Genomic DNA, 26,179 nt, shown 5'->3' with positions numbered 1-26,179 from the left:
GCTTCAGCCGGCGCGCATCCGCCGCGCCAGCGCCTCCCCGATCAGCACGCAGGTGAAGTGCAGGTTGGCGCGGCAATCCGTTGGCATGATGGAGGCATCCGCCACCCGCAGCCCGGTCACGCCGCGCACCGCGAGATCCGGGTCCACCACGCCGCGCGGGTCCTCGTAAGCCGTCATGTGGCAGGTGCCGGCGGCGTGCTGGATGTCGCCGGCCTCGGCCAGCATCAGCGCATCCAGCGCATCGTCGTCGAGCGCCGCGGCCTGATCCATGGACAGCGCGCTCTCGCCGAAATGGATGCGCTCGGCCAGGTGGGCCAGCGGGTCCAGCGCCGTCAGCCGCGCCAGGCGACGCACGCCGTCGCGCAGCCGCAGGCGATCGCGCGCATCCGCCAGCATGTTCTCCTCCACCACCGGCTGCGCCTCCGGGTCGGCGGAGGTCAGCGACAGCTCGCCGCGGGAGAAGGCATCGTACAGCGCGACGCCGACCGCGCCCTGTGCCGCCGGTTCGCCATCCGGCGACAGGCCGCGGTGGTTGTAGGCGATCAGGATCATGTCGCGCTCGCCGCCGCCGGCCAGGCGGCTGCTGTAGGTGACGCAGCAATTGGTGTGGCGTGCATCGGCGCCGCGCGCGCGGTGTTCCGGCTTCAGGACCAGGCTTGCCCGCAGGATCGGGTGGTCCATCAGGTTGCGGCCGACCGCCGGCAGGTCGTGCAGGACCCGGATGCCGAGGCGTTGCAGCGATGCGGCCGGGCCGAGGCCGGAGCGCATCAGGATGGTCGGGCTGTGGATCGCGCCGGCGCAGAGCACGATTTCTGGCGCCAGGATCTCCTGCCAGCCGTCATCCAATCGTACCCGGACTCCGCGGGCGCGAGATCCCTCGAACAGCACGCGGTCCACCAGCGCGCCGCCGCGGATCACCAGGTTCGGCCGGCTGCGTGCGGGTTCCAGGTAGCCGTCATTGGTGGTGATGCGCTGGCCGTCGCGCAGGTTGATCGGGTTGCAGGAGACGCCCTCGCCCTCCGGCGCGTTCAGGTCCGGCTTCCAGGGATGCCCCGCCGCCAGCGCCGCGTCGCGCAGCCCGAGATCGACGGCGCCCCATTCCGCCACCGGCATTCGGAACACCGGCAGCGGGCCGCCCTGGCGGAGGCCGGGGGCGACGCCGGTATCGGCATCATCCTCGATCGCATCCTGGAACGGCCGCAGGTCGCGTCCGGACCAGCCCTCGCAGCCGGCTTCCGCCCAGGCATCGAAGGCGGCTGGCACGCCGCGGATGGCGATCTGTGCGTTGACCGCGGAGGACCCGCCCATCGCCTTGCCGCGCCAGTAGAATTTCGGCGCCTGTACGGCGGTGCGGCGCGTCATCAGCCCGGGCCATTGCCAGGCCGCCTGGTGTGCCGGGTCGTGCATGAAGGGGATGATGTTGGCACTGCGCAGCGCTGGCGGCGCTTCCGCCGCGCGCCAGTCGCGCCCGGCCTCCAGCAGCAGCACGCGGCGGTGGCCATCCTCCGACAGCCGGGCGGCGAGCGGTGCGCCGGCGGAGCCGGCCCCGACCACGATCACGTCGAAGGGCTGCATCGTCTGGCTCCGCTGGTGGCGACCCGCAGGCAACCAGCTTGCGGCCCCGCCGACAAGCTACTCCGCCGGTGCCGGTGCGCCGCGTGGCCGGAAGCGGCGCGCGATCCAGCCCTCCGCCTGGTCGATGTAGACATAGGCGACCGGCACGAAGATCAGGCTGAGCAGGGTGGAGGTGATGAGCCCGCCGATCACCACCAGCGCCATCGGCGAGCGGAATTCGCTGTCCGCGCCGATGCCGAGCGCGATGTGCGTCATGCCGGCCACCATGGCGATGGTCGTCATCACGATGGGCCGGGCGCGCTTGCGTGCGGCCTCGACGATCGCGGCCTCCCGCCCCACGCCGTCGCCACGGATCATGATGGCGTATTCGACCAGCAGGATGGAGTTCTTGGCGACGATGCCCATCAGCATCAGCACGCCGATGACGGCGGAGACGCCGAGCGATTTCTGTGCCAGCAGCAGCGCCATCAGCGCCCCGCCGAGCGACAGCGGCAGCGCGCTCATGATCGTCAGCGGCTGCAGGAAGCCGCCGAACAGCAGCACCAGCACCAGGTAGACGAGCAGCACGCCGGACCCGAGCGCCATCAGGAAGCCGCCGAACAGCTCCGCCATCACCTCCGTGTCGCCGGTCGGCTGTTCGCGCACGCCGGGTGGCAGGTTCTGCATGCTGGGCAGTCCCGCGATCAGCCTGGTGCCCTCGCCGAGCGGAAGGCCGTTCAGCTCCGCCTCCACCGTCGCCTTGCGCAGCCGGTCCAGCCGGTCGATCTGGGCGGGGCCGGAACCGTGGCGGATTTCGGCCACCGTCTCCAGCGGCACGCCGATGCCGGCGCGGCCCTCCACGCGCAGGGATCGCAACTGGTTCAGGTCGCCACGGGCGCGCTGGTCCAGCATGACGCGGATCGGGATCTGCCGGTCCGGCAGGTTGAAGCGCGCCAGCGCCTGGTCCACGTCGCCCACGGTTGCCAGCCGCGCCGTGCCGGCGATGGCGGTGACGGACACGCCGAGTTCGGCGGCGCGCGCCTGCATCGGCAGGATCTGCAATTCGGGCCGGGCGAGGGAGGCGGTGGAGCGTGCGCCGGCCAACTCCGGCAGCGCCCGCATCTCCGCCTCCACGGCGCGGGAGGCCGCGGCCAGCGCGACGCTGTCGGTGCCGACCAGCGTGACCTGCAGCTTCGAGCCGCTCTGGCCATCCGCGCCGAAGCGGATGCGGGCGCCGCGAAGGCGTTCCAGCTCCGGCCGCAGCGCCGCTTCCACCTGCGCCTGGCTCAGCGCGCGCTGCGACATCGGCACGAGGGAGACGATGAGGTTCGCCGTGCGCGGGTCGCCGGCGCGGGTCACGGTGCCGAGGCCGGGCGGGCCGCCGCTGGTCAGCGTGCCCATGCTGGCGAAGACGGAGGTGACCTCCGGCCGCGCCAGCATGATCCGCGTCGCCTCCTGCACCACCGCCTCGGTCTCGGCGAGCGAGGCGCCGGGCGGCAGTTCAATGGCGAGCGAGGCGCGGCCGCGGTCGGCGCCAGGCACGAAGTCGCGCGGGATGTAGGGCACCAGCGCGATCGACAGCGCGAAGAACAGCACGCCGCCCGCCAGCGTGGTCAGCTTGTGGCGCAGGCACCAGCCGAGCATGGCCATGTAGCCGCGCGTCACGAAGCCATCCGGCCGCGCCGGCGTGTCGTCCGCCTTGAGGAAGTAGGCGCCCAGCAGCGGGGTCAGCAGCCGCGCCACGACCAGGGAGAAGGCGACGGCGGCCGCGACGGTCAGGCCGAACTGGCGGAAGAACTGCCCGGGGATGCCCGGCATGAAGGCGACGGGCACGAAGACCGCGAGGATGGTCGCCGTCGTCGCCACCACCGCCAGCCCGATCTCGGAGGAGGCATCCAGCGCCGCGCGGTAGACGCTGATGCCCGGGGTCTGGCGGATGTGGCGGACGATGTTCTCGATCTCGACGATCGCATCGTCCACCAGCACGCCGACCACCAGCGTCAGGCCGAGCAGCGTGACGTTGTTCAGCGAGAAGCCGAGCATCTGCATGACGAAGAAGGTCGGGATCAGCGACAGCGGCATGGCGATGGAGGCCATGATCGTGGCGCGCCAGTCGCGCAGGAACAGCCAGACCACGATCATCGCCAGGATCGAGCCGATGACCAGCGCCTCCACCGCCGCGTGGAAGCCGGCGCGGACGAAGACGGCGGTGGAGGTCACGGGGGTGATCGTCACCTCCGGATGCTCGGCCATGAGGCGCTGGGCGCGCGCCATGACGCCGTCGGCGACACGGACCTCCGACGATCCGCGGGTGCGCAGGATCTCGAAGGCCACCACCGGGCGGCCATCCAGCCGCGCCGCGGTGCGCACCTCCGCCGTGCCGTCCTCGACCTCGGCCAGTTCGCCGAGCCGCGCGGTGCGGCCATTCGGCAGGATGATGCTGCGCTCGCGCAGCGCCTCCACGCTGGGCGCGGAGCCCAGGGTGCGGATGGTCTGCTCGCCGCTGCCCACGGTGCCGCGGCCGCCGGGCAGGTTGATGTTCTGCTCCCGCAGCTGCTGGTTCACCTGGTTGGCGGTGATGCCGAGCGCCAGCAGGCGGTCCGGCCGCAGCGCCACGCGGATCTCGCGCTCCACCCCGCCGACGCGGTTGACCTGCGCCACGCCGCTGACCGACAGCATGGATTTGGCGATGGTGTCGTCGACGAACCAGCTGAGTTCCGCCACCGTCATGCGCGGGGAGGCGACGGTGAAGGTGACGATGGCGCCGCCGGTCGCCTCCACCCGCGTGATGACCGGGTCGCGGATGCTGGCGGGCAGGTCGCTGCGGATCTGCGCGATCTTGTCGCGCACATCGTTGGTCGCGCGGTCGATGTTCTTGCCGAGCGCGAATTCGATGACGGTGGTGGAACTGCCATCGACGACGGTCGAGGTGATGTGCTTGACGTCGCCGAGGCCGGCGACCGCATCCTCCACCCGCCGCGTCACCTGGCTTTCGAGTTCCGAGGGCGCGGCGCCGGACTGCACGACGGAGACGACGACGGCCGGCAGGTCGATGTCGGGGCTGTTGTTGATGCGCAGCATCGGATAGGCGAACAGCCCCGCCACCGTCAGCAGCAGGAAGATCACGGCGGTGGCGACCGGGTTGCGGATCGCCCAGCCGGAGATGTTCCGGTGCTTCTCCTCGATCATGGGGAGACGCGCACCAGGTCGCCATCGGCCAGGAAGCCGGCGCCGGTGACGACGACCCGTTCGCCGGGCTCAAGCCCCTCGCGGATCTCCACCATCCCGTCCTGCCGTTCGCCGGCGACCAGGCGGCGGATGCGGACGCGGTCGGTGCCGTCGGGCAACACGAAGGCCTGCGGCGCGCCGTCGCGGAACACCACGGCGGCGGCGGGCACCATCACCACCTGCCGCACCGGGCCTGCGATCTCGGCGGCGGCGAACATGCCGGGGCGCAGGCCTGAATCCGCCGGCAGCGCGACATGGACGATGCCGAGCCGAGTCTCGGGCGCCACCAGCGGGGCGATGGCGCGCACCTCGGCGGCGATGCTGGCGCCGCCATGCCGCACCGTCACCGCCTGTCCGGGGCGGATCGCGGCGAGGTCGAGTTCGGGCACGCGGGCATCCAGTTCCAGCCGCCCGTCGCGCAGGATGCGGAACATCTCCTGCCCCGCGCCGGTGACGGCGCCGATGCGGGCGGTGACACGGGCGACGATGCCATCGGTGGGCGCCAGGATGCGGGTCTGCGCCAGCCGCGCCACCGCCTCGTCCCGCCGGGCGCGGGCGGAGGCGAGGCGGGCCTCGGCCTGCAGGGCGGCCGCGCGGCGCTGTTCGGCCACCTGCACGGAGGCGCTCTGCGTGCGGACCAGGGATTCGGCGCGGGCGAGGTCGGCCACCGCCAGATCCCGTGCCGCATCGGCCTCCAGGATCGCGGCCTCCGCCTGCGCCGCCTGGGCGGCCAGCACGCCGTCATCCAGGCGCGCCAGCAGGTCCCCGGCGCGGACGGACTGGCCTTCCTCGACCGGGGCTTCCACCAGGCGCAGGCCGCCGATCTCGGCGCCGAGCGCCAGTTCCTGCCACGCCACCACGGAGCCGTCGGCGGTGACGGAGGTGGCGACGGGGCGGGTGGCGGCGGTGGCCAGGGCGATGGTCAGCACGGGTGCAGGGCCGGCTGCCTGTGTTGCGGCAGGAACGTTGGCAGGCGCACGCTCGCGCAGCGCCCAGATCCCGCCGGCGGTCAGCAGGGCCAGCAGCAGGCCGAGCAGCAGCCAGCCGCGGCGGCGCCCCCGAGGGGCTGTGGCGCGGGCGGTCGGGTCGGGGGTGATCCTGCTGTCGAACATATCGGATTCCGGCACGCCGTGCCGGGGAAGTCCAGCCGCGTGCCCTGTGTGCCGGCTGCCCGGCGCATCGCCTATCTGGTGCGGTGCGGCAGGGTGGTCAACGACAGCCTTGGTATCGGATGGCAACGGTCGGTGGCGGCCTCAGGGCAGCAGGTGGATTTCCGCGCGCCGGCTGAACGGGTCGATCCGGCTGCGCAGATCGCGTTGCTCGGCCGGCGGGGTCACCGCCTCGATGCGGCCGGGCGGCACGCCGAGGCCCTCCAGCGCCTCCGCCACCGCCACGGCGCGGCGCCGGCTGAGCAGGCCATCGAGCCGCGGCCCCTGCTGGTCCTGGGCGTGGCCCTCCACCCGGATGCGGCCAGGCGCGGCCTTCCAGGCCTCGGCGAGGCTGCCCAACAGCTCCAGGCAGGCGGCATCCGGCGTGTCGCCGCCGCGCGGGAACAGGCAGGCGGGCGGGCGCGTCTCGGCCAAGGCGGGCGCGGCCAGCAGGACCAGGAGGCAGGCGAGGCGGGCGGGCGACATGGGCGGGACATCCCATGTCCGGCGCCGCCTGGCGAGGCGTGGCTTGACGTTCCGCCTTCGTTCGCCCTAATCCCTGCGCAGGCCGCCACGCCGGGAAGACCCATCTGACCCCCGCCCCCACGCTGCGCCTGACGCGCCTCCGCCTGACGGATTTCCGGTCCTACCCCAGCTTCGAACAGCGGTTCGAGGGTCGCATCGTGGCGATCGCCGGGCCGAACGGCGTCGGCAAGACCAACCTGCTGGAGGCGATCAGCCTGCTCGGCCCCGGCCGCGGGTTGCGCGGCGCGCGCGCCACCGAGATCGGCCGGCGTGGCGGCGGGGAGGCGTCCCGGCCCTGGGCCGCCTTCGGCGCCTTCGAGGGGCCGGACGGCCCGACCGAGATCGGCACCGGGACCATCGGCGACGCCGCCGACCCGACCCGGCGCCGCTATCTGGTGGATGGCGAGCCGGCGAAAAGCCAGGCGGACCTCGCCGGCCGCGCCGCCGCCGTCTGGCTGACCCCGCAGATGGACCGCCTGTTCCAGGAAGGTGCCAGCGGCCGCCGCCGCTTCCTGGACCGCCTGGTCTGGGCGCTGGACCCCGGCCATGCGCGGGAGGTCGCGGCGCATGACACCGCCATGGCCGGCCGCAACCGCCTGCTGGGGGAGGGCAGACGGGATGCGTCCTGGCTGGCGGCGCTGGAGGATGCCATGGCGCGCCACGGCATCGCCGCCATCGCCGCCCGCCGGTCCCTGGCGCAGCGGCTGAACCTGCTGCTGGCGGCCGGCACCGCCACCGGCGCCTTCCCGGCGGCGCGGCTCGACCTGGTCTGCCCGCTGGCCGCCGCACTGGATGAAACACCGGCCCTGGCGCTGGAGGACCGGCTGCGCGCCGACCTGGCCGCCAGCCGGGCGCGGGATGCCGCGGCCGGCGGCGCCGCGCATGGCGCCCACCGCACCGACATGGACCTGGTCCACCTGCCCAAGGGGCTGGAGGCGGCGCTGTGCTCGACCGGGGAGCAGAAGGCGCTGCTGGTTTCGGTGGTCCTGGCGCATGCCGCGCTGATCGGCGCCGCGCGCGGTTTCGCCCCGCTGCTGCTGCTGGACGAGGTCGCGGCGCATCTGGACCTGGCGCGGCGGCAGGCGCTGTATGCGGCGCTGGCACAATCGCCGGCCCAGGTCTTCCTGACCGGGACGGAAGCGGATATTTTCAGCCCTCTCCAGGGCGTTGCCGAGGTTTTCGCGGCGACGCCCGAGGGCCTGGACCCGATGCCGAATTACCCCGTGCCCCAACCCGCGTGAATCCCTATATAGGCAGGGTTTCAAGCCGCATTTCAGGAGCCTCCGCCGGCATGTCCGACGCCGCCGCGCGCGCCACCCCGCCGAACCCGCCGGTTCCCGGGCAGGCGAACCCCCCGTCTTTCGGGAATGGCGACCCTAATCCGGGCGCCGACACCTATGACAGCGCCTCGATCACCGTGCTGCGTGGCCTGGAGGCCGTGCGGAAGCGGCCGGGCATGTATATCGGCGACACCGATGACGGCTCCGGCCTGCACCACATGGCCTTCGAGATCATCGACAATGCGGTGGACGAGGCCCAGGCCGGCTTCGCCTCCCGCTGCGACGTGGTGCTGAACGGCGATGGCAGCGTCACCGTCACCGATGACGGTCGCGGCATCCCGGTGGACATGCATGCGGAGGAAGGCGTCTCCGCCGCCGAGGTTGTGCTGACCCGCCTGCATGCGGGCGGCAAGTTCAACCAGAACAGCTACAAGGTCTCCGGCGGCCTGCACGGCGTCGGCGCCGCGGTGGTGAATGCGCTGTCCGAGTGGATGGAAGTCCGCATCTGGCGCGACGGGCGGGAACACTTCATCCGCTTCGAGCATGGCGACACGGTGCAGCCGCTGACCATCACCGGCGAGTCGGCGCACATGCACGGCACGCAGGTGACCTTCAAGCCGGCCGCCAGCACCTTCACCAAGACCGAATACGAATACCCGATCCTGGAACGCCGGCTGCGGGAACTCGCCTTCCTGAACTCCGGCCTGAAGATCTCGCTGCGCGACGACCGGCACGTGCCGGCGGTGGAAGCGCATTTCGAGTTCAAGGGCGGCCTCGTCGCCTTCGTCGAATGGCTGGACCGCAGCAAGGAGCCGATCTTCAAGCCGCCGATCAGCCTGGTGACCAAGGCCACCGAGGGCATCCGCGTCGAGTTGGCGATGTGGTGGAACTCGAGCCCGCATGAAGTCGCGCTCTGCTACACCAACAACATCCCGCAGCGCGACGGCGGCAGCCACCAGGCTGGGTTCCGGCAGGCGCTGACCCGCATCGTGATGAAGTATGCCGAGGACCTGGCGAAGAAGGAAAAGGTCGAGCTGATCGGCGACGACATGCGGGAGGGGCTGACCGCTGTCCTCTCCGTGAAGGTGCCGGACCCGAAGTTCAGCTCCCAGACCAAGGACAAGCTCGTCAGTTCCGAGGTGCAGCCGGTGGTGCAGATGGCGGTCGCCGATGCGCTGTCGCACTGGTTCGAGACGCATCCGAAGGAAGCCAAGCTGGTGCTGGAGCAGGTCGTGCTCTCGGCCGCCGCCCGCAAGGCGGCGCAGCTGGCGCGCGACAAGGTCGGCCGCAAGAACGCGCTGGACATTTCGACCCTTCCCGGGAAATTGGCCGACTGCCAGGAAAAAGACCCGGCAAAATCGGAAATCTTCCTGGTCGAGGGTGACAGCGCGGGTGGCTCCGCCAAGCAGGGCCGCGACCGGCGCTTCCAGGCCATCCTGCCGCTGAAGGGCAAGATCCTGAACGTCGAGCGGGCGCGGATGGACAAGATGCTGTCCTCCGCCGAGATCGGCACGCTGATCACGGCCCTCGGCACCGGCATCGGGCCGGGACCGGAGGATCGGGGCGGCTTCTCGGCCGACAAGCTGCGCTACCACCGCATCGTCATCATGACGGACGCGGATGTCGACGGCAGCCATATCCGCACCCTGCTGCTGACCTTCTTCTTCCGCCAGATGCCGTCCCTGATCGACCGGGGCCACCTGTATATCGCGCAGCCGCCGCTGTACCGGGCCAAGCGCGGCAATGACGAGCGCTACCTGAAGGATGACCGGGCGCTCGAGGATTTCCTTCTCGAGAAGGCGCTGTCCGGCGCGCGCATCCGCTTCGCGGATGGGCGCCTGCTGGCCGGCGACGAACTGGGGGAGGAGGTGGAGCGGCTGCGCCAGGTGGCGTCCCGCATCCGGCGGCTCGCGACCCAGGTGCCGGCCGGCATCATCGAGCAGGCCGCGGTGGCTGGCGCGCTGACGCCCGACGTGGACCGGGCGCTGGCAGGCGCCGCCCTGCTGGCGCAGCGGCTGGACGCGCTGGCGGCACCCTCCGAACGCGGCTGGAAGGCAACGGCGGATGGCTCCGGCCTGAACCTGTTCCGCGTGGTGCGCGGCGTGACGGAACGCCACGCGCTGGACCCGGCGGCGCTGCGCAGCGCCGAGGCGCGCTGGCTGGATGAGCGCCGCGACGTCTTCGCCCGCGACTACGCCGCCGGCCCGGCGATGCTGGCCTTCGATGCGAACGAGACGACGCAGCACGGCCCCCTGCTGGCCTTCGACCGCGTGCTGGCGCAGGGCCGCCGCGGCCTGACCATCCAGCGCTTCAAGGGCCTCGGGGAGATGAACCCCGACCAGCTCTGGAAGACCACGCTGGACCCCGCCGTCCGCACCCTGCTGCGGGTGCGGGTGGAGGATGTGGAGGATGCGGAGCAGGTGTTCTCCACCCTGATGGGCGACGTCGTGGAACCGCGGCGCGAGTTCATCGTCGGCAACGCGCTGAAGGTGGCGAACCTGGACGTCTAGCAGGCTGCGGAAAAAGCCCTCTCCCCCATAAGAAGTGGGGGAGAGGGCTTTTTCGGCGAATTTCGCAGCCTGCTAGAGCCTGTCAGGTGCTGACAGAAGCACCAGACAGCCTCTAGCTTATTGTTTTTGCGTGTGATTCACGCCTTTCGGCGATTCCACCTCAGACGATCACACTCCAGACCAGTGGCGGCACGCTTCCGGCGTGCCGCCGCCCGGCTGCTCAGCCGCTATAGGCGTTCCGGCCCGCCATCACGCCGCCATCGACATCCCAGATCGCCCCGGTGACCCAGTCCGCGCGGCCGGACAGGAAGAAGGCGATGACGCCGGCGACATCCCCCGGCGTGCCGATCCGCCCGATCGGGTGGAAGCCGTTGAAGCCCTGCAGCGCGGCATGGACCTGCTCGCGCGGGATGAAGCCCTCGTAGATCGGGGTTTCCACCACGGCGGGGAGACCGCTTTGACCCGGATGCGGTGGGTCGCGAGTTCCATCGCCAGGTGCTGCGTCATGGCATGCAGTCCGGCCTTGGCCATCGAATAGGCCGAGGACGGCGTCGCCGCCACGGCCTGCCGCGCCCACATCGAGCCGATGTTCACGGTGCTGCCGCCCTGGCCCCGCGCGACCATGGCCCGCGCCACGGCCTGGGTCAGGAAGAAGGTGCCGCGGTTGAGCGCGAGATACAGGTCGTAGTCGGCGGGCCCATGGTCGAGGAACGACTTCGGCAGGAACACCCCCGCCGCGTTCACCAGGCCGGTCAGGTCGCCATGTTCGCCGGCGATGCGCGCCGCGAAGGCCTCGACTGCGGCGGGATCGGCAAGGTCGAGAACGGTGATGGCGACGGCGCCCAGGGGGCGGAGTTCCGCGGCGGCGGCCGCCAGCCGGTCCGTGTTCCGGCCCAGCAGCAGGACCTTCCCGCCGCCTTCCAGCAGCAGGCGCGCCGTGGCCTTGCCCATGCCGCTGGCGCCGCCGGTGATCAGGGTGTGGGTGTTCGTGAAGTCAGGTATGGTGTCTCCCTACTGGTTGGTAGATTCAATGGACAAGGCGAAGTCAGCCTCGGAGCGAGGCGAGCAGGTCCTCGACGGCACGGGCAGCAAGGTCCGGGTTGCCGGTTCCCCAGCCGACCAGGCTGGCGCCCTGCAAGGTGGACAGGACATGTTCAGCCGCACGCCGCGCGGGGCCACGCAACGTCACCTCCCGCGCCGTGTGGCCCTGGGCCAGGACTTGCTCGAGCCAGTCGAGCTGTGCGGCGAAGAAGGCGCCCATGCGATGACGAACCTGCTCGGGCAGCACGGTCGCCTCCGCGGCCAGCATGCCGCAGAGGCACAGCATGCCGTCCCGCAGACCCGCCTCGTAGATCGCGCCGTAGCGGGCGAGCCGGCCGGGCGCGGTCTGCTCCGCATCGATGATGTCGGCGAGCAGGTCGCAGAAGCGCGCGATGTAGTCCTCGACCAGCGCCGCGCCGAGGTCGGCCTTGGCCGGGAAGTGGTGGTGGATGCTGGCCTTGCGCAGGCCCACCGCCTCCGACAGGTCGGCATAGCTGAAGGCGCTGTAGCCGCGGCTGCGGATGATCCGCTCCGCCGCCAGCATCAACCGGTCCCGTGTCGTTTCGGCGCTCATGAACAGAATCTACCTTCTGGTAGGTAGCTCATCAATCGCTGAAGCCGGCCGCCGCCCATCTTCAAGCAGCCGTGTTCAGCCAGGACTGGACGGGCGCCCTGCTGTATCCCTATGCTTAACCAATTAGTTAATTATAGGGATGATCCTATGAACGACGTCGATGGCTTCCTGGCCGCCGTGCCTGCCGCCAATCGCCAGGCCTTCCTGGACCACGCCACCGCGGCCCTGCCGCTGTTCAAGGAATACGGCGCGCTCCGCGTGGTGGAATGCTGGGGCGACGACGTGCCGGATGGCAAGGTCACCGACTTCAGGGGCGCCGTGCAGGCCAAGGCGGATGAGGTCGTCGTCTTCTCCTGGATCGAATGGCCCTCCAAGCCAGTGCGTGATGCCGGGATGAAGCGGATGATGGAGGATCCGCGGATGCGCGACATGACGATGCCCTTCGACGGGCAGCGCATGATCTTCGGCGGCTTCCAGCCCATCCTCGACGCCTGAGCGGGAGCGCGCGCCATGCCGAACCCCCATGGCAGCTTCATCTGGTATGAGCTGCTGACCAGCGACACCGCAGCCGCGCGGCGCTTCTATGGCGGCCTGCTCGGCTGGCATGCCACCGGCCATGAGGGCCAGCCGGGCTACGAGATCCTGACCCATGGCGAGGACGGAATCGCCGGGCTGATGCAGGCGCCGGCGGGCGTCGCGCCGGTCTGGCTCGGCTATCTCGGCGTCGCGGATGTGGACGCCACGGTGGCGGCGATCGTCGCGGATGGCGGGGCGGTGCAGATGCCGGCGCGGGATTTGCCGGGCGTCGGCCGCATCGCCATGGTGGCGGACCCGGATGGCGCGCCCTTCTACGTCATGCGCGGCGCCAGCGACCGCGCCAGCACCAGCTTCGCCCCCGACGCCATCGGCCATTGCGCCTGGAATGAGTTGGGTGCCGCCGACATGGACCGGGCGCTGGCCTTCTATGCCCGGCATTTCGGCTGGACCCGCGGCGAGACACTGCCGATGGGCGCCATGGGCACCTACCAGCTCATGGAGCTGGAGGGCCGCGCCTTCGGCGCCATCATGCAACGCCAGGCGGATGCGAAGCCGATGTGGCGCTTCTACTTCCAGGTGCCCGGCATCGATGCCGCGGTGCGGCGCATGGCGGAAACCGGCGCCACCCTGCTGCATGGCCCGGTGGAGGTGCCGGGCGGCGACCAGATCGTCATCGGCCTGGACCCGCAGGGGGCGATGTTCTGCTTGGTCGGCAAGCCCGGTTGAGGCGCCTCACACCACAGGGCTGCGGCCGCCGTCCACGTTGATGGCGGTGCCGGTGATGTAGCCGCCCTGGTCGGAGGCGAGGAAGGTCGCCATCGCCGCGAATTCCTCCGCGCGGCCGATGCGGCCGAGCGGCACGGCCTTGCCCTGCTCGGCCTTCCAGTCCTCCCAGGAAATGCCGCGCGGGTCGGCGGCGTGGCGGCGGACCCACTGGTCGCTCTCGATGATGCCGACCAGCATGCCGTTCACCAGGATGCCGTGCGGCGCGCCTTCGCCGGCCAGCACCTTGGTCAGCGCCATGCCGGCGGCACGCGACACGGCGGTGGGCGCGCCGCCGGCGGCGGGGGCCTTGGCGCCGGTGTTCAGCACGTTGATGATCCGGCCCCAGCGGCGCGACTGCATGCCGGGCCAGACGGCGCGGGTCAGGCGGATGGCGGCGAACAGCTTCAGGTCGAGGTCGGCCTGCCACAGCGCGTCATCCACTTCCATGAAGGGGCCGCGCTGGCTGGTGCCGGCATTGTTCACCAGGATGTCGATCGGCCCGAGCTCGGCGGCCGCCTGCCGGGCCGCACGGGCGCAGCCTTCCGCGGTGCCGACATCGGCGGAGATGGCCGCCACCCGCGCGCCCTGGAACCTGCCCGCGATGCGCGCCTTGGCCGCTGCCAGGGCGTCCTCGCCCCGCGCCACCAGCGCCACGGCCGCGCCGGACTCGCAGAAATGTTCGGCGATGGCGAGGCCGAGGCCCTTCGAGCCCCCGGTGATCAGGGCGACACGGCCATCGAGGCGGATCTGCATGGATTTTCTTTCCTGGGACGTGTGGACCCCCGGGTGAGGGGGGATGGGCGATCGACGGGGCTCGAACCCGCGACATCCAAGACCACAACCTGGCGCTCTACCTGCTGAGCTACGACCGCCACACGCCTGCACCGGGGTTGCCCCCGGGCGCGGGGTGATACGGCGAGCCGGGGCTCGGCGTCAACCTGCCGCGCTGCGCGCGGCACCTGTGCGGCTGGAGATCCAGGCCTCCAGCCGCGCAAGGGCGGCATCGATCACCTCATCGCCCTTGCAGAAGGCGAAGCGGGCGTAGTGGCTGGGTGCGTCGGTACTGGCGTAAAATGCCGTGACGGGAATCGCCGTGACCTTCGCCTCCACCGTCAGCGCGCGGCAGAAGGCCACGTCGTCGCCGTTGAAGCCGAGCGGGCGGAAATCCGTGGTGATGAAGTAGCTGCCCTGGGTCGGCAGCACGCCGAAGCCGAGCCGCGCCAGCCCCGCCGCCAGCCGGTCCCGCTTCGCCTCCAGGCTGGCGGACAGGCCGGCGAAATAGGCATCGTCCTTCGCCAGGCCGACGGCGATGCCGCGCTGCAGGTTGGGCGGCGTGGTGAAGGTCAGGTTCTGGTGCGCCTTGGTGACATTGCCGGCCAGCGTCCGGTCGCAGGTGACGTAGCCGATCTTCCAGCCGGTCAGGCTGAAGGTCTTGCCGGCCGAGCCGATCCGCATGCAGCGCGGACGCATCCCCGGCAGGGTCATCAGCGGCACGTGCTTCCAGCCGTCGAAGGTCAGGTGCTCATACACCTCGTCGCAGATGGCGTAGCAGTCGTGGCGCTCGACCAGGTCCGCGATGAAGGCGAGCTCGGCATGGGTGAACACCTTGCCGGTCGGGTTCATCGGCGTGTTGAGCAGGATGGCCTTGGTCTTCGGCCCGAAGGCGGCGGCCAGTTCGGCGCGCGGCAGTTCCCATTTCGGCGGCGTCAGCCGCACCAGCTTCGGAATCGCGCCCAGCAGCTTCACCACCGGCAGGTAGGTGTCGTACAGCGGCTCGATCAGCACGCATTCGTCGCCCGGATTCAGCACCGCCATCAGGCAGGCGGTGATCGCCTCCGTGGCGCCGGAGGTGACGATGACCTCCGCATTCGGATCGACCTCCAGCCCGTAGAAGCGCCGGTTGTGCGCGGCGACGGCCTGGCGCAGGTCCGGGTGGCCCGTCATCGGCGGGTACTGGTTGCGGCCGTCCTTCAGCGCGGCGGCGGCGGCCTCGATCACATCCTCCGGCCCGTCATAATCCGGGAAGCCCTGGCCGAGGTTGATGGCGCCATGTTCCGTGGCGAGCGCCGACATCACCGTGAAGATGGTGGTGCCGGTGGCGGAGAGCAGGTCGTTCTGGGGCTTCACGTGGGGTTTCTCGCGAGGAAAGGGCTCAAGACGGCGCCGCGGCGATGATGGGGGCCCCGTGCCGGGGGCGCAACCTGCCGCCGCGCCATTTGCCGCAGCCGGGCCTTTCCCGGGCGCCGCAGGCACGCTATGAGGATCGCGGCAAGGACCCGTAGCTCAGCTGGATAGAGCGCTGCCCTCCGAAGGCAGAGGTCGAAGGTTCGAATCCTTTCGGGTCCGCCACCCATCTGATCCTGTTCGGTCCCGTCCCGATGGCCGAGCGCCGGCAACCGCGGCATCCGGCGCGCGCTTGGCGCCCGAGGAGACCCGATGCCGGCCGACCCGTCCGATGCCATCCCGACCGACGACAGCCTCGATGAACTGGCCCGGGACGCCGGGCTGACGCTGGCGGCCGCCGAGCGTCCGGCGCTGCTGCGTGCCCTGGGCGGCACCGCGCCTTCCTCCGCCGAGGTGCTGCGCGAGGCGGTCTTCGCGCTCCGCCGCCGGACCTGGCGCCGCCGGATCGGCGAGCTGGCGCGCCAGGCCGCTGCCCTGCCGGCGCGCACCGAGGACCTGGACGCCGCCGCCGCCTCCATCACCGATCCGGACCCCGACGAGCCCGCGCTGCGGGAGGCGCTGCGCCAGGCCGTGCTCGCCCGCCTCGGCGGCCATGGCACCGCCGCAACCGCGCTGGCCGTGGCGCTGGAGGATCTGCCGCGACCCGCCGGCGGGGAGCCGACGCTGGACGCCATCGGGCACTGCGCCATGCTGGTGTCCGAGGCCGTCGCCATGCCGGCCGCCGAGGCCGAAGCCTTCGCCCGCCGCGCTGTCGCCGCCGAGCGCAGCGCCCGCACCGCGCGCCGCGAGGCGGCCCGCGCAGCGCGGGAAACCACGGTGGCGGAGGAAGCGCGGCTCAAGGAGTGGGAGGCCTCCCTGGTCGGCGCCGAGGCGCTGCCCGCCCTGCTCGGCTGCTCGCCCGCCGAGGCGGAGGCCTGGGTCGCCGAGGGCCGCCTGCCGATCGCACGCCACGTCCTGGTCCGCCGCCGCGGCCGCCGCATCCGCGTACCGGAATTCGACCCGGCGGTACTGCGCGCCCTGGCCCCCACGACGCGGTCCTGGCGCGCGCCCGCGGCGCCGCGCGGCCCCGCTGGCGTGCCGGCCGCACCGCGGGAGGACCTGCGCCGCACCAGCCACGCCACCATCGCCCGCATCGCCGGGCTGGACCGCTACGCCGCGCATTTCGCCACCGCCCGCGCGCTGGACCGCCGCATCCTCGCCTGCCTCGGCCCGACCAATTCGGGAAAGACCTATTTCGGCCTGTCCCGCCTGGCGGAGGCCGAGTCCGGCGTGGCGCTCGGCCCGCTGCGGCTGCTGGCGCATGAATACCGGGAGGCGCTGGAGGCGCTCGGCGTGCCCACCGCCCTGTCCACCGGCGAGGAACGCATCGAAAGCCCCGGCAGCCGCCACACCGCCGCGACGGTCGAGATGTGCCCGTTCCGCACGCCGGTCGACGTCGCCGTGGTGGACGAGGCGCAGATGCTGGCGGACCCGGACCGTGGCCCGGCCTGGACGGCGGCGATCATGGGCGTGCCGGCGCGCACCGTCATCGTGCTCGGCGCGCCGGATGCGGCGCCGATGCTGCGGCGGATCGCCGAATTGTGCGGCGACCCGCTGGAGGAGATGCGGCTGGAGCGCATGGGGCCGCTGACGGCGGCGCGCACCCCGGTGCCGCTGGCGGAGATCGGCCGCGGCGACGCGCTGATCGCCTTTTCGCGGCGGGAGGTCTTCGCGCTGCGGGCCGAATTGCTGCGCCGCGGGCGCAGCGTCGCGGTGGTCTACGGCGCGCTCGGCCCGACCGTGCGGCGGGCGGAGGCGCGGCGCTTCCGGGACGGGGAGGCGGAGGTGCTGGTGGCGACGGATGCCATCGGCATGGGGCTGAACATCGGCCCGCTGCGCCGCGTGGTGTTCTCCGCGCTCAGCAAATGGGACGGCACGCAGGACCGGCCGTTGACGGTGCAGGAGATCAAGCAGATCGGCGGCCGCGCCGGGCGCTTCGGCGGCGCCCATGCGGAAGGCGTGGTCGCGGTGCTGGCCGGCGGCGGTGATCCGGCGCTGATCGGCCGTGCCCTGGCGGCGGGCGCAACCCCGCCGGTGGATCTGCGCCCGCCGGTGGCGCCCGATGCCGACATCGTCGCGGCCGTCGCCGCCGAGATCGGCACGGAGAGCCTGTTCGGCACGCTGCGGCGCATCGAACGCTCCGTGCTGCGGCGCGACGACCCGAACTACCGCCTCGGCGACCTTTCGACGCAGATCGAGATCGCGGCGGCCGTCGATGGCGTGCGGGAATTGCCGCTGCTGGACCGCTGGACCTATGCGCTGTGCCCCGTGGACACGCGGGACCAGGGCGTGGCGCGGCTGGCGGACTGGGCGGTGGCGCAGGGCATGGGGGTGCCCGTGGCGCCGCCACTCGCCGGCCGCCTGCCGGCACCGGACCGTGCCGGGCAGGATGCGCTGCAACTGGCGGAACGCGTGCATCGCCGCCTGGTCGCCTGGCGCTGGATGGCGATGCGCTTCCCGCAGACCTTCCGGGACCTTGACGGCGCGCTGGCGGAAAGCCGGCGGCTCAATGAATGGATCGAGGCGGTGCTGTCGGCGCAGCCCTCTGACCGTGTTCGCGCGGTGGCCGGCGGCGGGGAGATGCCGCGGCCGAAGTTCAAGGGCCGCAAGCAGCACGGCCGCTAGAGCATTTTCAAGTCAGGCGGATACGCCTGACGGCTCGGAAAATGCGCCAAATCAACAGCTAGGGCCGTTTCATCTGTGCACGGCGCAGGTGAAACGGCCCTAGACCGCGTCGACCACCGCCTCCGCCTCGATCTCCACGAGGTAGGGTCCGACCAGCCGCGCCACCTCGACCAGCGTGTTGGCCGGTCGCGCCGTGGCGAAGGCGCGGCCATGCACGCGGCCCACGCCCTCCCAGTCATTCGCGTCGCGCAGCCAGATGCGGGTCTGCACCACGTCGTCCAGCGTGCCGCCGAGTGCCTCCAGCGCGGCCGCGACCTTGTCGAGGACATAGACCGCCTGGCCCGCCGCATCGCCGGGGCAGACGACGCTGCCATCGGTGTGGGTCGCGGTGGTGCCGCTGACCAGGATGCGGGCGCCGACGCGCACCGCGCGGCTGTAGCCGCAGAGCGATTCCCAGGTGCTGCCGCTGTCGACGCGCAGGCGTCCGGGGCGGAACTCCGTGGCGGTGTAGGCCTTCGGCAGGGAATCCAGGTGATGGCTGAGATCGCCGGAGGCGGTCAGGAACGGCGGCCGGCGGTATTCGTCGCCGCAATCGCCGGGGATCGGCGTGGTGGCGGCGAAGGCGTGGCCGAGCCGTTCGTGGTCCTCCGCATCCAGCGCGAAGGAGAACAGGCGCAGATTGTCGGCGCGGTGTTCCGCCTCCGTCAGCCGTGCGCCCAGGATCACCGCGCCGACCGCCGGCTGGTCCAGCACCCAGCGCGTCGCGACGTTGCTGAGCGAGACGCCGTGCCGCCGCGCGATCTCGCCCGCCGCGCGCAGCACGCGCTGGAACGCATCCCAGCCGCCCATCGCCGCGATGAAGCGGCGGTATTTCATCTTCGACCAGTCGGCGATCTCCGCCGGCGCCTCCCGCCCCAGCCAGCGTTCGGACAGGAAGCCGCCGCCGAGCGTGCCGTAGGCCAGCAGCTTCACGCCATGCGCCAGGCAGAATGCCGACATGTCGCCCGCCGCGCGGCGATCGAGCAGGGAGAAGGAGAGCTGGTTGGTGGCGACGGGAATGCCCTGCTTCACCGCGACGCGCAGGTGGTCGGTGTCGAAGTTCGTCACGCCGATGTGGTGCAGCGCGCCTTCCGCGCGCATCGCCGCCATCTCCCGCAGCGCGTCGAGCCAGGCGGGGTGGTGGAAGGACCACCAGTGGAACTGCATCAGGTCCGGGATGCAGCCGAGGCGCGCGATGCTGCGGCCGACGCCCTCGCGCACCACCTCCCGCGTCATCGGCCCGGGCGTCGGCACCCATTTGGTGAAGACCTGCGCCTGGCCGTCCGCGAGGCGGAAGCGGGAGAAGATCTGCTCGGCGCCGCCATAGTGGTCGGCCATGTCGAAGCTGTCGAAGCCGGCATCGGCGTATTCGGCCATGGCGGCGGCGGCGGCGGCGTGGTCCAGCACGCGGCCCTCGCGTTCCTGGTCCGCCACCTGCCACAGGCCGGTGACGATGCGGCTGGCCTCCAGGCCGGGGGCCAGCAGGATGCGGGGTAGCTTTGTCATCGTGTGCAGGACTGCGCCTTTCTGCTCCTCTCGGGGGGAGAGGGTCGGGGTGAGGGGGATCTCGCCGCCTTATGTCACCGTGCCGGCAACTGCCGCTGCACCGCCTGCACTTCCTCGACCGTCATCTGCCCGACCGTGGTGATCTCGCCGTTCTGGATGCGCCACTTGCGGAACGGGCCAGTGATGTCGCCGTTGCCGTCGAACTCCACCGCGCCGATGACGCCGACATAGCGGATGGCGCGCCCGGCTCGCAGCTCCGCCAGCCCACGCGCGAAGCCTTCCGGCCCGGCATGGATTTCCGTCCCGCCAGGTGCCGTCACGTCGCGGATGGCATCGCGGATCGCGGGGGCCGCAAAACTGCCGGCCTTGGCGATGGCAAGGCCGAGGATCGCCGCCGCATCGAAGGCCCGGTCCGCCGCCGGCGCGCCGGCGCCGAAGCCGCCGGACATGGCGGGGTAGGCGCGGGCGAAATACTCGGTCGACGGCGTGGTGACGGTGCCGGAGGAGGTGCCGAAGGCGTTGTTCAGGAAGCGCGGGCCGACGTCGCGGATGAAGTCGGCGCTGTTCATGCCGTCATTCAGCAGGAAGGTGGCGGGGCCGCCCTGCTGGATCCAGGTGCGCGCGATGGTGGTGCCATCGCCGGGGTAGCTCACCAGGTACAGCGCCGGCGGGTCGCTGCGCAGCGCATTGGTAACCTCCGGCGCGTAGCTCGCCTGGCCCTGGTTGTAGGGCGTGGTGGAGATGATCTCGCCGCCGAGTGCCACATAGGCGCGGCGGAATTCCGCCACCATGTTCACGCCGAAATCGTTGTTCACATGGATGATGGCGAGCTTGCGCAGCCCCTGGTCCATCGCGTAGCGCGCCGCCGCCGTGCCCTGCAGCGCGTCCGAGGTGATGGTCCGGAAGAACCATCCCCTTGTCTGCCCCTCCGTCGCCATCCGCGTCAGGGTGGGGGAGGACGAGGCCGGCGAGACCTGCACCACGCCCGCCGGCCCGGTCACGCTGGTGACGATCGGGATGGAGACGGAGGAGATGATGCCGCCGATGATGGCCGGCACGCGCCGCAGATCCACCAGCTGCCGCGCCTGGTCCACCGCGACGCTGCCCTGGGACTGCGCGTCCCGCAGGTCGAAGCCGAGCCGGCAGCCGGCGATGCCCTGGGCCCCGGCTGCGGCGTTCAGCTCGTTAAAGGCGAGTTCCACCGATTTCGCCGCCGCCTGCCCGAAGCGCCCGGCCGGGCCGGTGAGGGAGACGACCATGCCAACATTATGGGTGCAGGCGGGCGCCTGGGTTTGAGCCTGGGCTGGGGCCGGCACAGCCAGCGCGGTGGTGGCAAGGGCTGCGGCCAGCGCGGTGCGGCGGAGGATCGGCATTATGGTGGGTCTCCCGGATTCGCCGCACTGTCCGGGCAGCGTGAAAATCTGTCCAGCATCAAACCGGTGGTGTGATCCAGGTTTCCTGCACGAACAGCCAGCGCGGGCCCTCCGGGCCGGTCCGGAACAGCGCCGCGGCCCGGCGGGCGGTCTCCTGGCCGCGCAGCCATTGCCGCTCGACATAGTGCATCAGCACCAGGCCGGGGGCTTCGTGCAGGGCGAAGCAGTCCTCGATGGCGATGCGGAAGCCCTCGCCCCTTCCGCCGCGGGCGCCTTCCAGGAAGGCCAGCACCGCCGCGCGGTCGAGCCGCGCGCCGCCCGGCATCACCATGGCGAAGCCGGGCGCGAAGGCGGCCTCAAATCGTGAAAAATCGCCATGGCCGGGGGCGCCGAGCCAGGTCTCGAAAAGCCGGTGCAGGGCGACGATCTCGCCAGTGCAGGTCTCGGCGTCAGTCACGGTTCAGGTCGTATTTCATGATGCGGCCATGCGGTCCTTCGCGGTCGCGCTCCAGCGCGTAGGTATCGCCGGCGGGTCCGGGCGCCTGGGCCAGCACGGCGTCCAGCGCGGCATGGTCGTCGGCATCCAGCGCGAAGTCGAAGACGGTGAGATTGTCCGCCAGGTGTTCCGCGTAGCGCGCGCCGACGATGGCGCCGGCGACATGCGGCTGGTCCAGCACCCAGCGCGTGGCGACGGCGGTGATCGAGACGCCGTGCCGGCGCCCGATGCCGTCCATCGCCCGCAGCAGCGCCTGGAACGCGTCCCAGCCGCCGAACTCCTCGATGATCAGGCGATATTTCACCAGGCTTCGGTTCGCCAGCGGCTCGGCCGGTGCCGGCTGTCCGAGCCAGCGCGCGGACAGGAACCCGCCCGCGACCGTGCCGTAGCACAGCAGCTTCGTGCCGCGTTCCGCGCACAGCGCCGAGAACGCGCCCGCCGGCCGCCGGTCCAGCAGCGAGTACTGCGTCTGCATGGAGACGATCGGCACGCCCGCATCCAGCATCGCCGCCGTGGTCGGCGTGTCGAAGTTGGTGCCGCCGATGTGGCGGATCTTTCCCGCGACCTGCAGCCGGTGCAGGTGCTGCGCCGCCTCGATGCAGCCGGGCACCGCGTAGTTCCACCAGTGGAACTGCACCAGATCCAGCGCGTCGACCCGCAGCCGCGAAAGGGACCGGTCGATGATGCGCGTGACATAGACGAGGTCCACCCGCGGCAGGTCGGACCAGTCCGGCACGAATTTGGTATGCACCTGCAATTCGCCGCGGCGGGAGTGGGCGGCGCGGAACTCACCGATCATCTCCTCGACGCCAGTGTAGATGTCGGCGCAGTCGAAGGTGGTGACGCCGGCATCGACGAAGGCCTGCATGTCCGCGATGGCGCGCGCACGCTCGACCTCGCCATGCCCGCCGGCCAGTTGCCAGCCGCCGCGCAACAGGCGGGAGATGGTGTAGCCCGGCGCCAGTTCGAAGCGCTCGACGCTCATGGCGCCGGCACCGCGGTGGTGTCGCCATGCCGGAAGCGGCGCAGCGCCGTGCGGGTGATGCGGAAGCGGGAGGGGCAGTTGGGGTCGGGGCAGGCGACCTCCGCATCCGTGGTCATCCAGTCCTGCGGATGGCTCGGCCGCTGCTTCGCCGGCAGCAGGGGCAGCAGGGCGGCGAGGGAGTACAGGGAAAAACCCTGGCCGGGCGGCAGGTGCAGCATCTCGCCATGAACCTCGAAATGATCGCCGGGCGCGGCGCCGCACCACAGCTTCGCACCCGGCGGCGCCACCACCTCCACCCGCAGATCCCAAAGCTCGAAGCTGTCGTCCATCCCGCCCATCCCGGTGCCTGGCGCCATATCAGGGGGAAGGGCGGCGTGCCGCAAGTCGGACCCCAAAGGAATGGGCCTTGACCGGGAAGCGGCCGGCAGGTTGATGCGAGGCGCAGCGGGAAGGGCGGCTGGATGCTGGTGGCGCAGGGCGTGGGAAAGGCGTTCGGCGGGCCGCCGGTGGTGCAGGACGTGTCCTTCACCCTGGCGCAGGGCGCCATCACCGGCCTGATCGGCCCGAACGGCGCCGGCAAGACCACGCTGTTCAACTGCCTGGCCGGAACGCTGCGGCCAACTGCCGGAACGATCACGCTGGAAGGCCGCCGCATCGACGGCCTCCGCCCCGACCAGATCTTTGGCCGCGGCCTGGCACGAACCTTCCAGATCCCGCGCCCCTTCGCGGCCATGACGGTGCTGGAAAACGTGATGCTGGCACCCGCGGCGCAGGCCGGAGAGCGGTTCTGGGCCAACTGGCTGCGCCCCGGCGCCGTCGCGGCCGAGGAACGCCGCCTGCGGGAGCGCGCGCTGCACTGGCTGGATTTCGTCGGCCTGACCCGCCTGGCGCAGGATCCCGCCCGGGTGCTGTCCGGCGGCCAGCGCAAGCTGCTGGAACTGGCGCGCGTGCTGGTGGCGGAACCACGCCTGATCCTGCTGGACGAACCCGGCGCCGGCGTCGCACCGCCGCTGCTCGCCACCATCATGGAGAAGATCGCGGCGCTGAACGCGGCCGGTACCAGCTTCCTCATCATCGAGCACAACATGGACCTGGTCTCCCGCCTCTGTCGCCCGGTGATGGTGCTGGCACAGGGAAGGCTGCTGATGCAGGGGGCGCCGGAGGAGGTGCAGCACGATCCGCGCGTCATCGAGGCGTATCTCGGCGCATGACCGCCGCGCTGGAATTCGCCGCCGTCGAGGGTGGCTACGAGCCCGGCCTGCCGATCCTGCGCGGCGCCTCGCTGGCCGTGGCACCGGGGGAGATCGTGGCGCTGCTCGGCCCCAACGGCGTCGGCAAGTCCACGCTGGTGAAGGCGGCGGCAGGGCTGGTGCCGATCTGGTCCGGCCGCGTGCTGCTGGGTGGCCGCGACATCACCCGCGTGCCGGCGCATCGGATGGTGCAGGAGGGCCTCGGCTTCGTGCCGCAGACCGACAACATCTTTGCCAATCTCAGCGTGCTGGAAAATCTGCAACTCGCCGCCGCGCTGGTGCCGAAGGCGCGGCGCGGCGATCTGGACCGGATGTTCGAGCTGTTCCCGGACTTGCAGCGACAACGGAAACTCCCGGCCGGGCGTCTCTCGGGTGGCCAGCGGCAGATGCTGGCGGTGGCCCGCGCGCTGGTAGCGACGCCGAGCGTGCTGATGCTGGACGAACCCTCCGCCGGCCTGTCGCCGCTGCTGGTCGGCGTGGTGTTCGAACGGCTGCGCGCGGTGCGCGAGGCCGGCGTCACCATCCTGCTGGTCGAGCAGAACGTGAAGGCGGCCCTCGCCATCGCCGATCGCGCCGTGGTGCTGGTGGAGGGCCGGGAGAGGCTGGTCGGCCGCGCCGCCGACCTCGCCGATGATCCGCGTCTCGCCAGCCTCTATCTGGGGGTCCATTGATGCTGCAACTGCTGGCGGATGGGCTGGTGGTGGGGTCCGTCATCGCGCTCGGCGCGGTCGGGCTGACGCTGACCTACTCCATCCTGCGCTTCGCCAATTTCGGCCAGGGCGAGTTCCTGACCTGGGGCGCCTACCTCGCCGTGACCGCGCTCGGCTTCGTCGTCGCGGTAACCGGCGGCGGCGTGATGCAGCCGATCGGGCCGTTCTCCTTCGGCTGGGAATTGCTTGTGGCCATGGTCATCGCGGCGGCACTGACCGCGGGGCTGGCGCTGGCGGTGGACTGGCTGCTGTTCAAGCGGCTGCGCCAGAAGGGGGCTGCCATCACGCTGGTCATCGCCAGCTTCGGCGCCGCGCTGGCGCTGCGCAACCTGCTGCAGTTCCTGTACGGCACGCTGCCCGAATACTACACGCGGGAGATCCAGATCGCGATCCGGCTGGTGCCGCGCGACGTGATGGGCGGGCTGCGCATCACGCCGGACCAGTTGCTGGTCATCGGGATGACCGGGGCGGTGGTGGTCGGCCTGCACATCCTGCTGACCCGCACCACGCTCGGCCGCGCCATGCGCGCCACGGCGATGAACCCGGCGCTGGCGCGCGTCGCCGGCGTCGATGTCGCGGCGGTGGTGCGCGCCACCTGGATCATCGGCGCGGCGCTGGCTGCCGTCGCGGGCGTCTTCGCCGGGCTGGTCGGGCAGATCCGGCCGGGCCTCGGCTTCGAATTGCTGCTGCCGCTGTTCGCCGCCGCCATCCTGGGCGGCATCGGCAGCGTCTGGGGCGCGGTGCTCGGCGGCTTCATCGTGGGGCTGGCGGAGAGCCTCTCCGTGCCGCTGTTCGGCGCGGAGTACCGCGCGGCCACCGCCTTCCTGGTGCTGATCGCCATCCTGCTGCTGCGACCGAACGGGCTGTTCGGGGAGAAGCCCTGATGGACCTTCTCGCCTATGCCACCTTCTTCCTCGCCTTCGCCGGCATCTTCGCGGTGATGGCGCTGGGGCTGAACCTGCAATGGGGGTTCACGGGGCTGTTCAATGTCGGCGTCGCCGGCTTCGTCGCGATCGGTGCCTATGCCTCCGCCCTGCTGACCACATCGGGCGGGCTGCCGGTCGCGGTGGGCTGGCTGGGTGCGATGGCGGCGTCGGGGTTCGCCGCCTTCGTCGTCGGCCTGGCGGCGCTGCGGCTGCGGGAGGATTATCTCGCCATCACCACCTTCGGCATCGCCGTGGTGATCCAGCTCGTCGCGCTGAACGCGCAGTGGCTCACCGGCGGACCCTTTGGCATCCAGTCCATCCCGCGGCCCTTCTTCGCGGCGCTCGGCTCCGGCCTGGCCTGGAACCTGGCCTATCTCGGCCTGGTGCTGGCGGTGCTGGGCCTCGCCTGGTGGGCGCTGGAACGGCTGGTCGCCAGCCCCTGGGGCCGCGTGCTGCGCGCGATCCGGGAGGATGAGGTCGCCGCCGCCTCGCTTGGCAAGCGCGCCATGGCGTTCCGGCTGCAGAGTTTTGTTCTCGGCTGCATGCTGATGGGCCTCGGCGGTGCGCTGTACGCGCATTTCGTCGGCTACATCGCGCCGGAGGATTTCCTCCCGGTGCTGACCTTCCAGATCTGGGCCATGCTGATCGTCGGCGGGTCCGGCCGCAACCTCGGCGCCGTCACCGGCGCCGTGCTGGTCTGGGGCATCTGGACGGTGTCCGGCGGCCTGCTGCGGGATTTGCTGCCGCAGGCCGAACAGGCGCGCGGCGCGGCGTTGCAGGTGGTGCTGATCGGCGTGCTGATCGCCGCCATCCTGGTCGCCCGTCCGCGTGGGCTGTTCGGCGAACGCGCGGGCGTGTCCCGCCATGCCGGGAGGCAGGGCTAG

General features: G+C 71.5%; 22 protein-coding genes and 2 tRNA genes. 10 read left to right on the top strand and 14 right to left on the bottom strand.

The genetic code is table 11. The features are described 5' to 3' along the window. Window positions 1-3 precede the first annotated feature (3 nt). The 4 genes from ACFHPP_RS19785 to ACFHPP_RS19770 all read right to left on the bottom strand — a co-directional run bounded on the left by ACFHPP_RS19785 (window position 4) and on the right by ACFHPP_RS19770 (window position 6,416). Window positions 4-1,575, bottom strand: a complete 1,572-nt coding sequence (locus ACFHPP_RS19785) for a GMC family oxidoreductase (protein ID WP_437164955.1) — start codon at window positions 1,573-1,575, stop codon at window positions 4-6. A 57-nt stretch (window positions 1,576-1,632) separates the two neighbouring features. Further along, complete coding sequence (locus ACFHPP_RS19780; RefSeq protein WP_437164954.1) at window positions 1,633-4,743, bottom strand: efflux RND transporter permease subunit; 3,111 nt, start codon at window positions 4,741-4,743, stop codon at window positions 1,633-1,635. Beyond that, entirely contained in the window at window positions 4,740-5,894 is a 1,155-nt protein-coding gene (locus ACFHPP_RS19775; protein WP_437164953.1) for an efflux RND transporter periplasmic adaptor subunit, read from the bottom strand. Before ACFHPP_RS19775 ends, ACFHPP_RS19780 begins: the two co-directional genes overlap by 4 nt. 141 nt (window positions 5,895-6,035) lie before the next feature. Further along, window positions 6,036-6,416: an OmpA family protein gene (locus tag ACFHPP_RS19770; RefSeq protein WP_437164952.1), complete on the bottom strand. Its 381-nt coding sequence runs from the start codon at window positions 6,414-6,416 to the stop codon at window positions 6,036-6,038. Window positions 6,417-6,520: 104 nt separating this feature from the next. On the opposite strand from ACFHPP_RS19770, the gene recF reads away from it, so the two are divergent. Both recF and gyrB read left to right on the top strand, forming a co-directional pair. Then, the gene (gene recF / locus ACFHPP_RS19765) at window positions 6,521-7,696 is read left to right on the top strand and encodes a DNA replication/repair protein RecF (RefSeq protein ID WP_437165010.1); all 1,176 of its coding nucleotides are present in this window, start codon (window positions 6,521-6,523) and stop codon (window positions 7,694-7,696) included. Between the two features lie 50 nt (window positions 7,697-7,746). Continuing rightward, window positions 7,747-10,245, top strand: a complete 2,499-nt coding sequence (gene gyrB / locus ACFHPP_RS19760) for a DNA topoisomerase (ATP-hydrolyzing) subunit B (RefSeq protein WP_437164951.1) — start codon at window positions 7,747-7,749, stop codon at window positions 10,243-10,245. 249 nt (window positions 10,246-10,494) lie between these two features. Here the strand turns inward: gyrB and ACFHPP_RS19755 are convergent, their stop codons facing one another. Both ACFHPP_RS19755 and ACFHPP_RS19750 read right to left on the bottom strand, forming a co-directional pair. Further along, window positions 10,495-11,217: an SDR family NAD(P)-dependent oxidoreductase gene (locus ACFHPP_RS19755; protein WP_437165009.1), complete on the bottom strand. Its 723-nt coding sequence runs from the start codon at window positions 11,215-11,217 to the stop codon at window positions 10,495-10,497. Window positions 11,218-11,290: 73 nt separating this feature from the next. Next, window positions 11,291-11,860, bottom strand: a complete 570-nt coding sequence (locus tag ACFHPP_RS19750; RefSeq protein WP_437164950.1) for a TetR/AcrR family transcriptional regulator — start codon at window positions 11,858-11,860, stop codon at window positions 11,291-11,293. Window positions 11,861-12,007: 147 nt separating this feature from the next. On the opposite strand from ACFHPP_RS19750, the gene ACFHPP_RS19745 reads away from it, so the two are divergent. Next, the gene (locus ACFHPP_RS19745) at window positions 12,008-12,355 is read left to right on the top strand and encodes a DUF1428 domain-containing protein (protein ID WP_437164949.1); all 348 of its coding nucleotides are present in this window, start codon (window positions 12,008-12,010) and stop codon (window positions 12,353-12,355) included. 15 nt (window positions 12,356-12,370) lie between these two features. After that, window positions 12,371-13,123 carry a VOC family protein gene (locus tag ACFHPP_RS19740; protein ID WP_437164948.1) on the top strand — a complete coding sequence of 251 codons (753 nt, stop codon included), beginning with the start codon at window positions 12,371-12,373 and terminating at the stop codon, window positions 13,121-13,123. Window positions 13,124-13,129: 6 nt separating this feature from the next. On the opposite strand, the gene ACFHPP_RS19735 is transcribed toward ACFHPP_RS19740, so the two are convergent. The 3 genes from ACFHPP_RS19735 to ACFHPP_RS19725 form a co-directional block, all read right to left on the bottom strand. Next, window positions 13,130-13,915, bottom strand: coding sequence for an SDR family oxidoreductase (locus tag ACFHPP_RS19735; protein WP_437164947.1), 786 nt, complete (start codon window positions 13,913-13,915; stop codon window positions 13,130-13,132). Window positions 13,916-13,961: 46 nt separating this feature from the next. Then, window positions 13,962-14,034: transfer RNA gene (locus ACFHPP_RS19730), tRNA-His, on the bottom strand. Window positions 14,035-14,095: 61 nt separating this feature from the next. Then, on the bottom strand, window positions 14,096-15,289 hold the full coding sequence (locus tag ACFHPP_RS19725; RefSeq protein ID WP_437164946.1) for an aminotransferase: 1,194 nt from the start codon (window positions 15,287-15,289) through the stop codon (window positions 14,096-14,098). A 145-nt stretch (window positions 15,290-15,434) separates the two neighbouring features. Here ACFHPP_RS19725 and ACFHPP_RS19720 point away from each other — a divergent pair. Together ACFHPP_RS19720 and ACFHPP_RS19715 are read left to right on the top strand one after the other, a co-directional pair. Next, window positions 15,435-15,511 (top strand) — tRNA-Arg (locus ACFHPP_RS19720). 87 nt (window positions 15,512-15,598) lie between these two features. After that, entirely contained in the window at window positions 15,599-18,010 is a 2,412-nt protein-coding gene (locus ACFHPP_RS19715) for a helicase-related protein (protein ID WP_437164945.1), read from the top strand. 99 nt (window positions 18,011-18,109) lie between these two features. On the opposite strand, the gene ACFHPP_RS19710 is transcribed toward ACFHPP_RS19715, so the two are convergent. The 5 genes from ACFHPP_RS19710 to ACFHPP_RS19690 form a co-directional block, all read right to left on the bottom strand. Beyond that, entirely contained in the window at window positions 18,110-19,555 is a 1,446-nt protein-coding gene (locus tag ACFHPP_RS19710; RefSeq protein WP_437164944.1) for an aldo/keto reductase, read from the bottom strand. 74 nt (window positions 19,556-19,629) lie between these two features. After that, a complete protein-coding gene (locus tag ACFHPP_RS19705; RefSeq protein ID WP_437164943.1) occupies window positions 19,630-20,928 on the bottom strand; it encodes an ABC transporter substrate-binding protein in 1,299 nt (432 codons plus the stop codon). A 58-nt stretch (window positions 20,929-20,986) separates the two neighbouring features. Beyond that, window positions 20,987-21,385: a DUF4440 domain-containing protein gene (locus tag ACFHPP_RS19700; protein WP_437164942.1), complete on the bottom strand. Its 399-nt coding sequence runs from the start codon at window positions 21,383-21,385 to the stop codon at window positions 20,987-20,989. Then, window positions 21,378-22,409 (bottom strand): aldo/keto reductase, encoded by a 1,032-nt coding sequence (locus ACFHPP_RS19695; protein ID WP_437164941.1) that lies wholly within the window; start codon window positions 22,407-22,409, stop codon window positions 21,378-21,380. Before ACFHPP_RS19695 ends, ACFHPP_RS19700 begins: the two co-directional genes overlap by 8 nt. Then, window positions 22,406-22,738, bottom strand: a complete 333-nt coding sequence (locus tag ACFHPP_RS19690) for a TIGR04076 family protein (protein WP_437164940.1) — start codon at window positions 22,736-22,738, stop codon at window positions 22,406-22,408. The genes ACFHPP_RS19695 and ACFHPP_RS19690 overlap by 4 nt, the downstream gene beginning before the upstream one ends. Before the next feature lie 132 nt (window positions 22,739-22,870). Between ACFHPP_RS19690 and ACFHPP_RS19685 the strand changes: the two genes are divergently transcribed. The 4 genes from ACFHPP_RS19685 to ACFHPP_RS19670 are packed head-to-tail and all read left to right on the top strand — an operon-like array spanning window position 22,871 to window position 26,179. Then, on the top strand, window positions 22,871-23,620 hold the full coding sequence (locus tag ACFHPP_RS19685) for an ABC transporter ATP-binding protein (protein ID WP_437164939.1): 750 nt from the start codon (window positions 22,871-22,873) through the stop codon (window positions 23,618-23,620). Further along, window positions 23,617-24,330: an ABC transporter ATP-binding protein gene (locus ACFHPP_RS19680; RefSeq protein ID WP_437164938.1), complete on the top strand. Its 714-nt coding sequence runs from the start codon at window positions 23,617-23,619 to the stop codon at window positions 24,328-24,330. The genes ACFHPP_RS19685 and ACFHPP_RS19680 overlap by 4 nt, the downstream gene beginning before the upstream one ends. Further along, complete coding sequence (locus ACFHPP_RS19675) at window positions 24,330-25,253, top strand: branched-chain amino acid ABC transporter permease (RefSeq protein WP_437164937.1); 924 nt, start codon at window positions 24,330-24,332, stop codon at window positions 25,251-25,253. Before ACFHPP_RS19680 ends, ACFHPP_RS19675 begins: the two co-directional genes overlap by 1 nt. Then, the gene (locus ACFHPP_RS19670) at window positions 25,253-26,179 is read left to right on the top strand and encodes a branched-chain amino acid ABC transporter permease (protein ID WP_437164936.1); all 927 of its coding nucleotides are present in this window, start codon (window positions 25,253-25,255) and stop codon (window positions 26,177-26,179) included. Before ACFHPP_RS19675 ends, ACFHPP_RS19670 begins: the two co-directional genes overlap by 1 nt.

The organism is Falsiroseomonas sp. E2-1-a20 (genome assembly GCF_051433195.1).
Classification (GTDB): Bacteria; Pseudomonadota; Alphaproteobacteria; order Acetobacterales; family Acetobacteraceae; genus Falsiroseomonas.
The sequence above is the reverse complement of the archived record's forward strand: the minus strand, read 5'-3'. Positions and strand labels throughout refer to the sequence as shown.

Coding starts and splice junctions, on each gene's coding strand:
- ACFHPP_RS19785 (WP_437164955.1), bottom strand. CDS start 1,575: ATGCAGCCCTTCGACGTGATCGTGGTCGGGGCCGGCTCCGCCGGCGCA.
- ACFHPP_RS19780 (WP_437164954.1), bottom strand. CDS start 4,743: ATGATCGAGGAGAAGCACCGGAACATCTCCGGCTGGGCGATCCGCAAC.
- ACFHPP_RS19775 (WP_437164953.1), bottom strand. CDS start 5,894: ATGTTCGACAGCAGGATCACCCCCGACCCGACCGCCCGCGCCACAGCC.
- ACFHPP_RS19770 (WP_437164952.1), bottom strand. CDS start 6,416: ATGTCGCCCGCCCGCCTCGCCTGCCTCCTGGTCCTGCTGGCCGCGCCC.
- gyrB (WP_437164951.1), top strand. CDS start 7,747: ATGTCCGACGCCGCCGCGCGCGCCACCCCGCCGAACCCGCCGGTTCCC.
- ACFHPP_RS19750 (WP_437164950.1), bottom strand. CDS start 11,860: ATGAGCGCCGAAACGACACGGGACCGGTTGATGCTGGCGGCGGAGCGG.
- ACFHPP_RS19745 (WP_437164949.1), top strand. CDS start 12,008: ATGAACGACGTCGATGGCTTCCTGGCCGCCGTGCCTGCCGCCAATCGC.
- ACFHPP_RS19740 (WP_437164948.1), top strand. CDS start 12,371: ATGCCGAACCCCCATGGCAGCTTCATCTGGTATGAGCTGCTGACCAGC.
- ACFHPP_RS19735 (WP_437164947.1), bottom strand. CDS start 13,915: ATGCAGATCCGCCTCGATGGCCGTGTCGCCCTGATCACCGGGGGCTCG.
- ACFHPP_RS19715 (WP_437164945.1), top strand. CDS start 15,599: ATGCCGGCCGACCCGTCCGATGCCATCCCGACCGACGACAGCCTCGAT.
- ACFHPP_RS19710 (WP_437164944.1), bottom strand. CDS start 19,555: ATGACAAAGCTACCCCGCATCCTGCTGGCCCCCGGCCTGGAGGCCAGC.
- ACFHPP_RS19705 (WP_437164943.1), bottom strand. CDS start 20,928: ATGCCGATCCTCCGCCGCACCGCGCTGGCCGCAGCCCTTGCCACCACC.
- ACFHPP_RS19695 (WP_437164941.1), bottom strand. CDS start 22,409: ATGAGCGTCGAGCGCTTCGAACTGGCGCCGGGCTACACCATCTCCCGC.
- ACFHPP_RS19690 (WP_437164940.1), bottom strand. CDS start 22,738: ATGGACGACAGCTTCGAGCTTTGGGATCTGCGGGTGGAGGTGGTGGCG.
- ACFHPP_RS19685 (WP_437164939.1), top strand. CDS start 22,871: ATGCTGGTGGCGCAGGGCGTGGGAAAGGCGTTCGGCGGGCCGCCGGTG.
- ACFHPP_RS19680 (WP_437164938.1), top strand. CDS start 23,617: ATGACCGCCGCGCTGGAATTCGCCGCCGTCGAGGGTGGCTACGAGCCC.
- ACFHPP_RS19675 (WP_437164937.1), top strand. CDS start 24,330: ATGCTGCAACTGCTGGCGGATGGGCTGGTGGTGGGGTCCGTCATCGCG.
- ACFHPP_RS19670 (WP_437164936.1), top strand. CDS start 25,253: ATGGACCTTCTCGCCTATGCCACCTTCTTCCTCGCCTTCGCCGGCATC.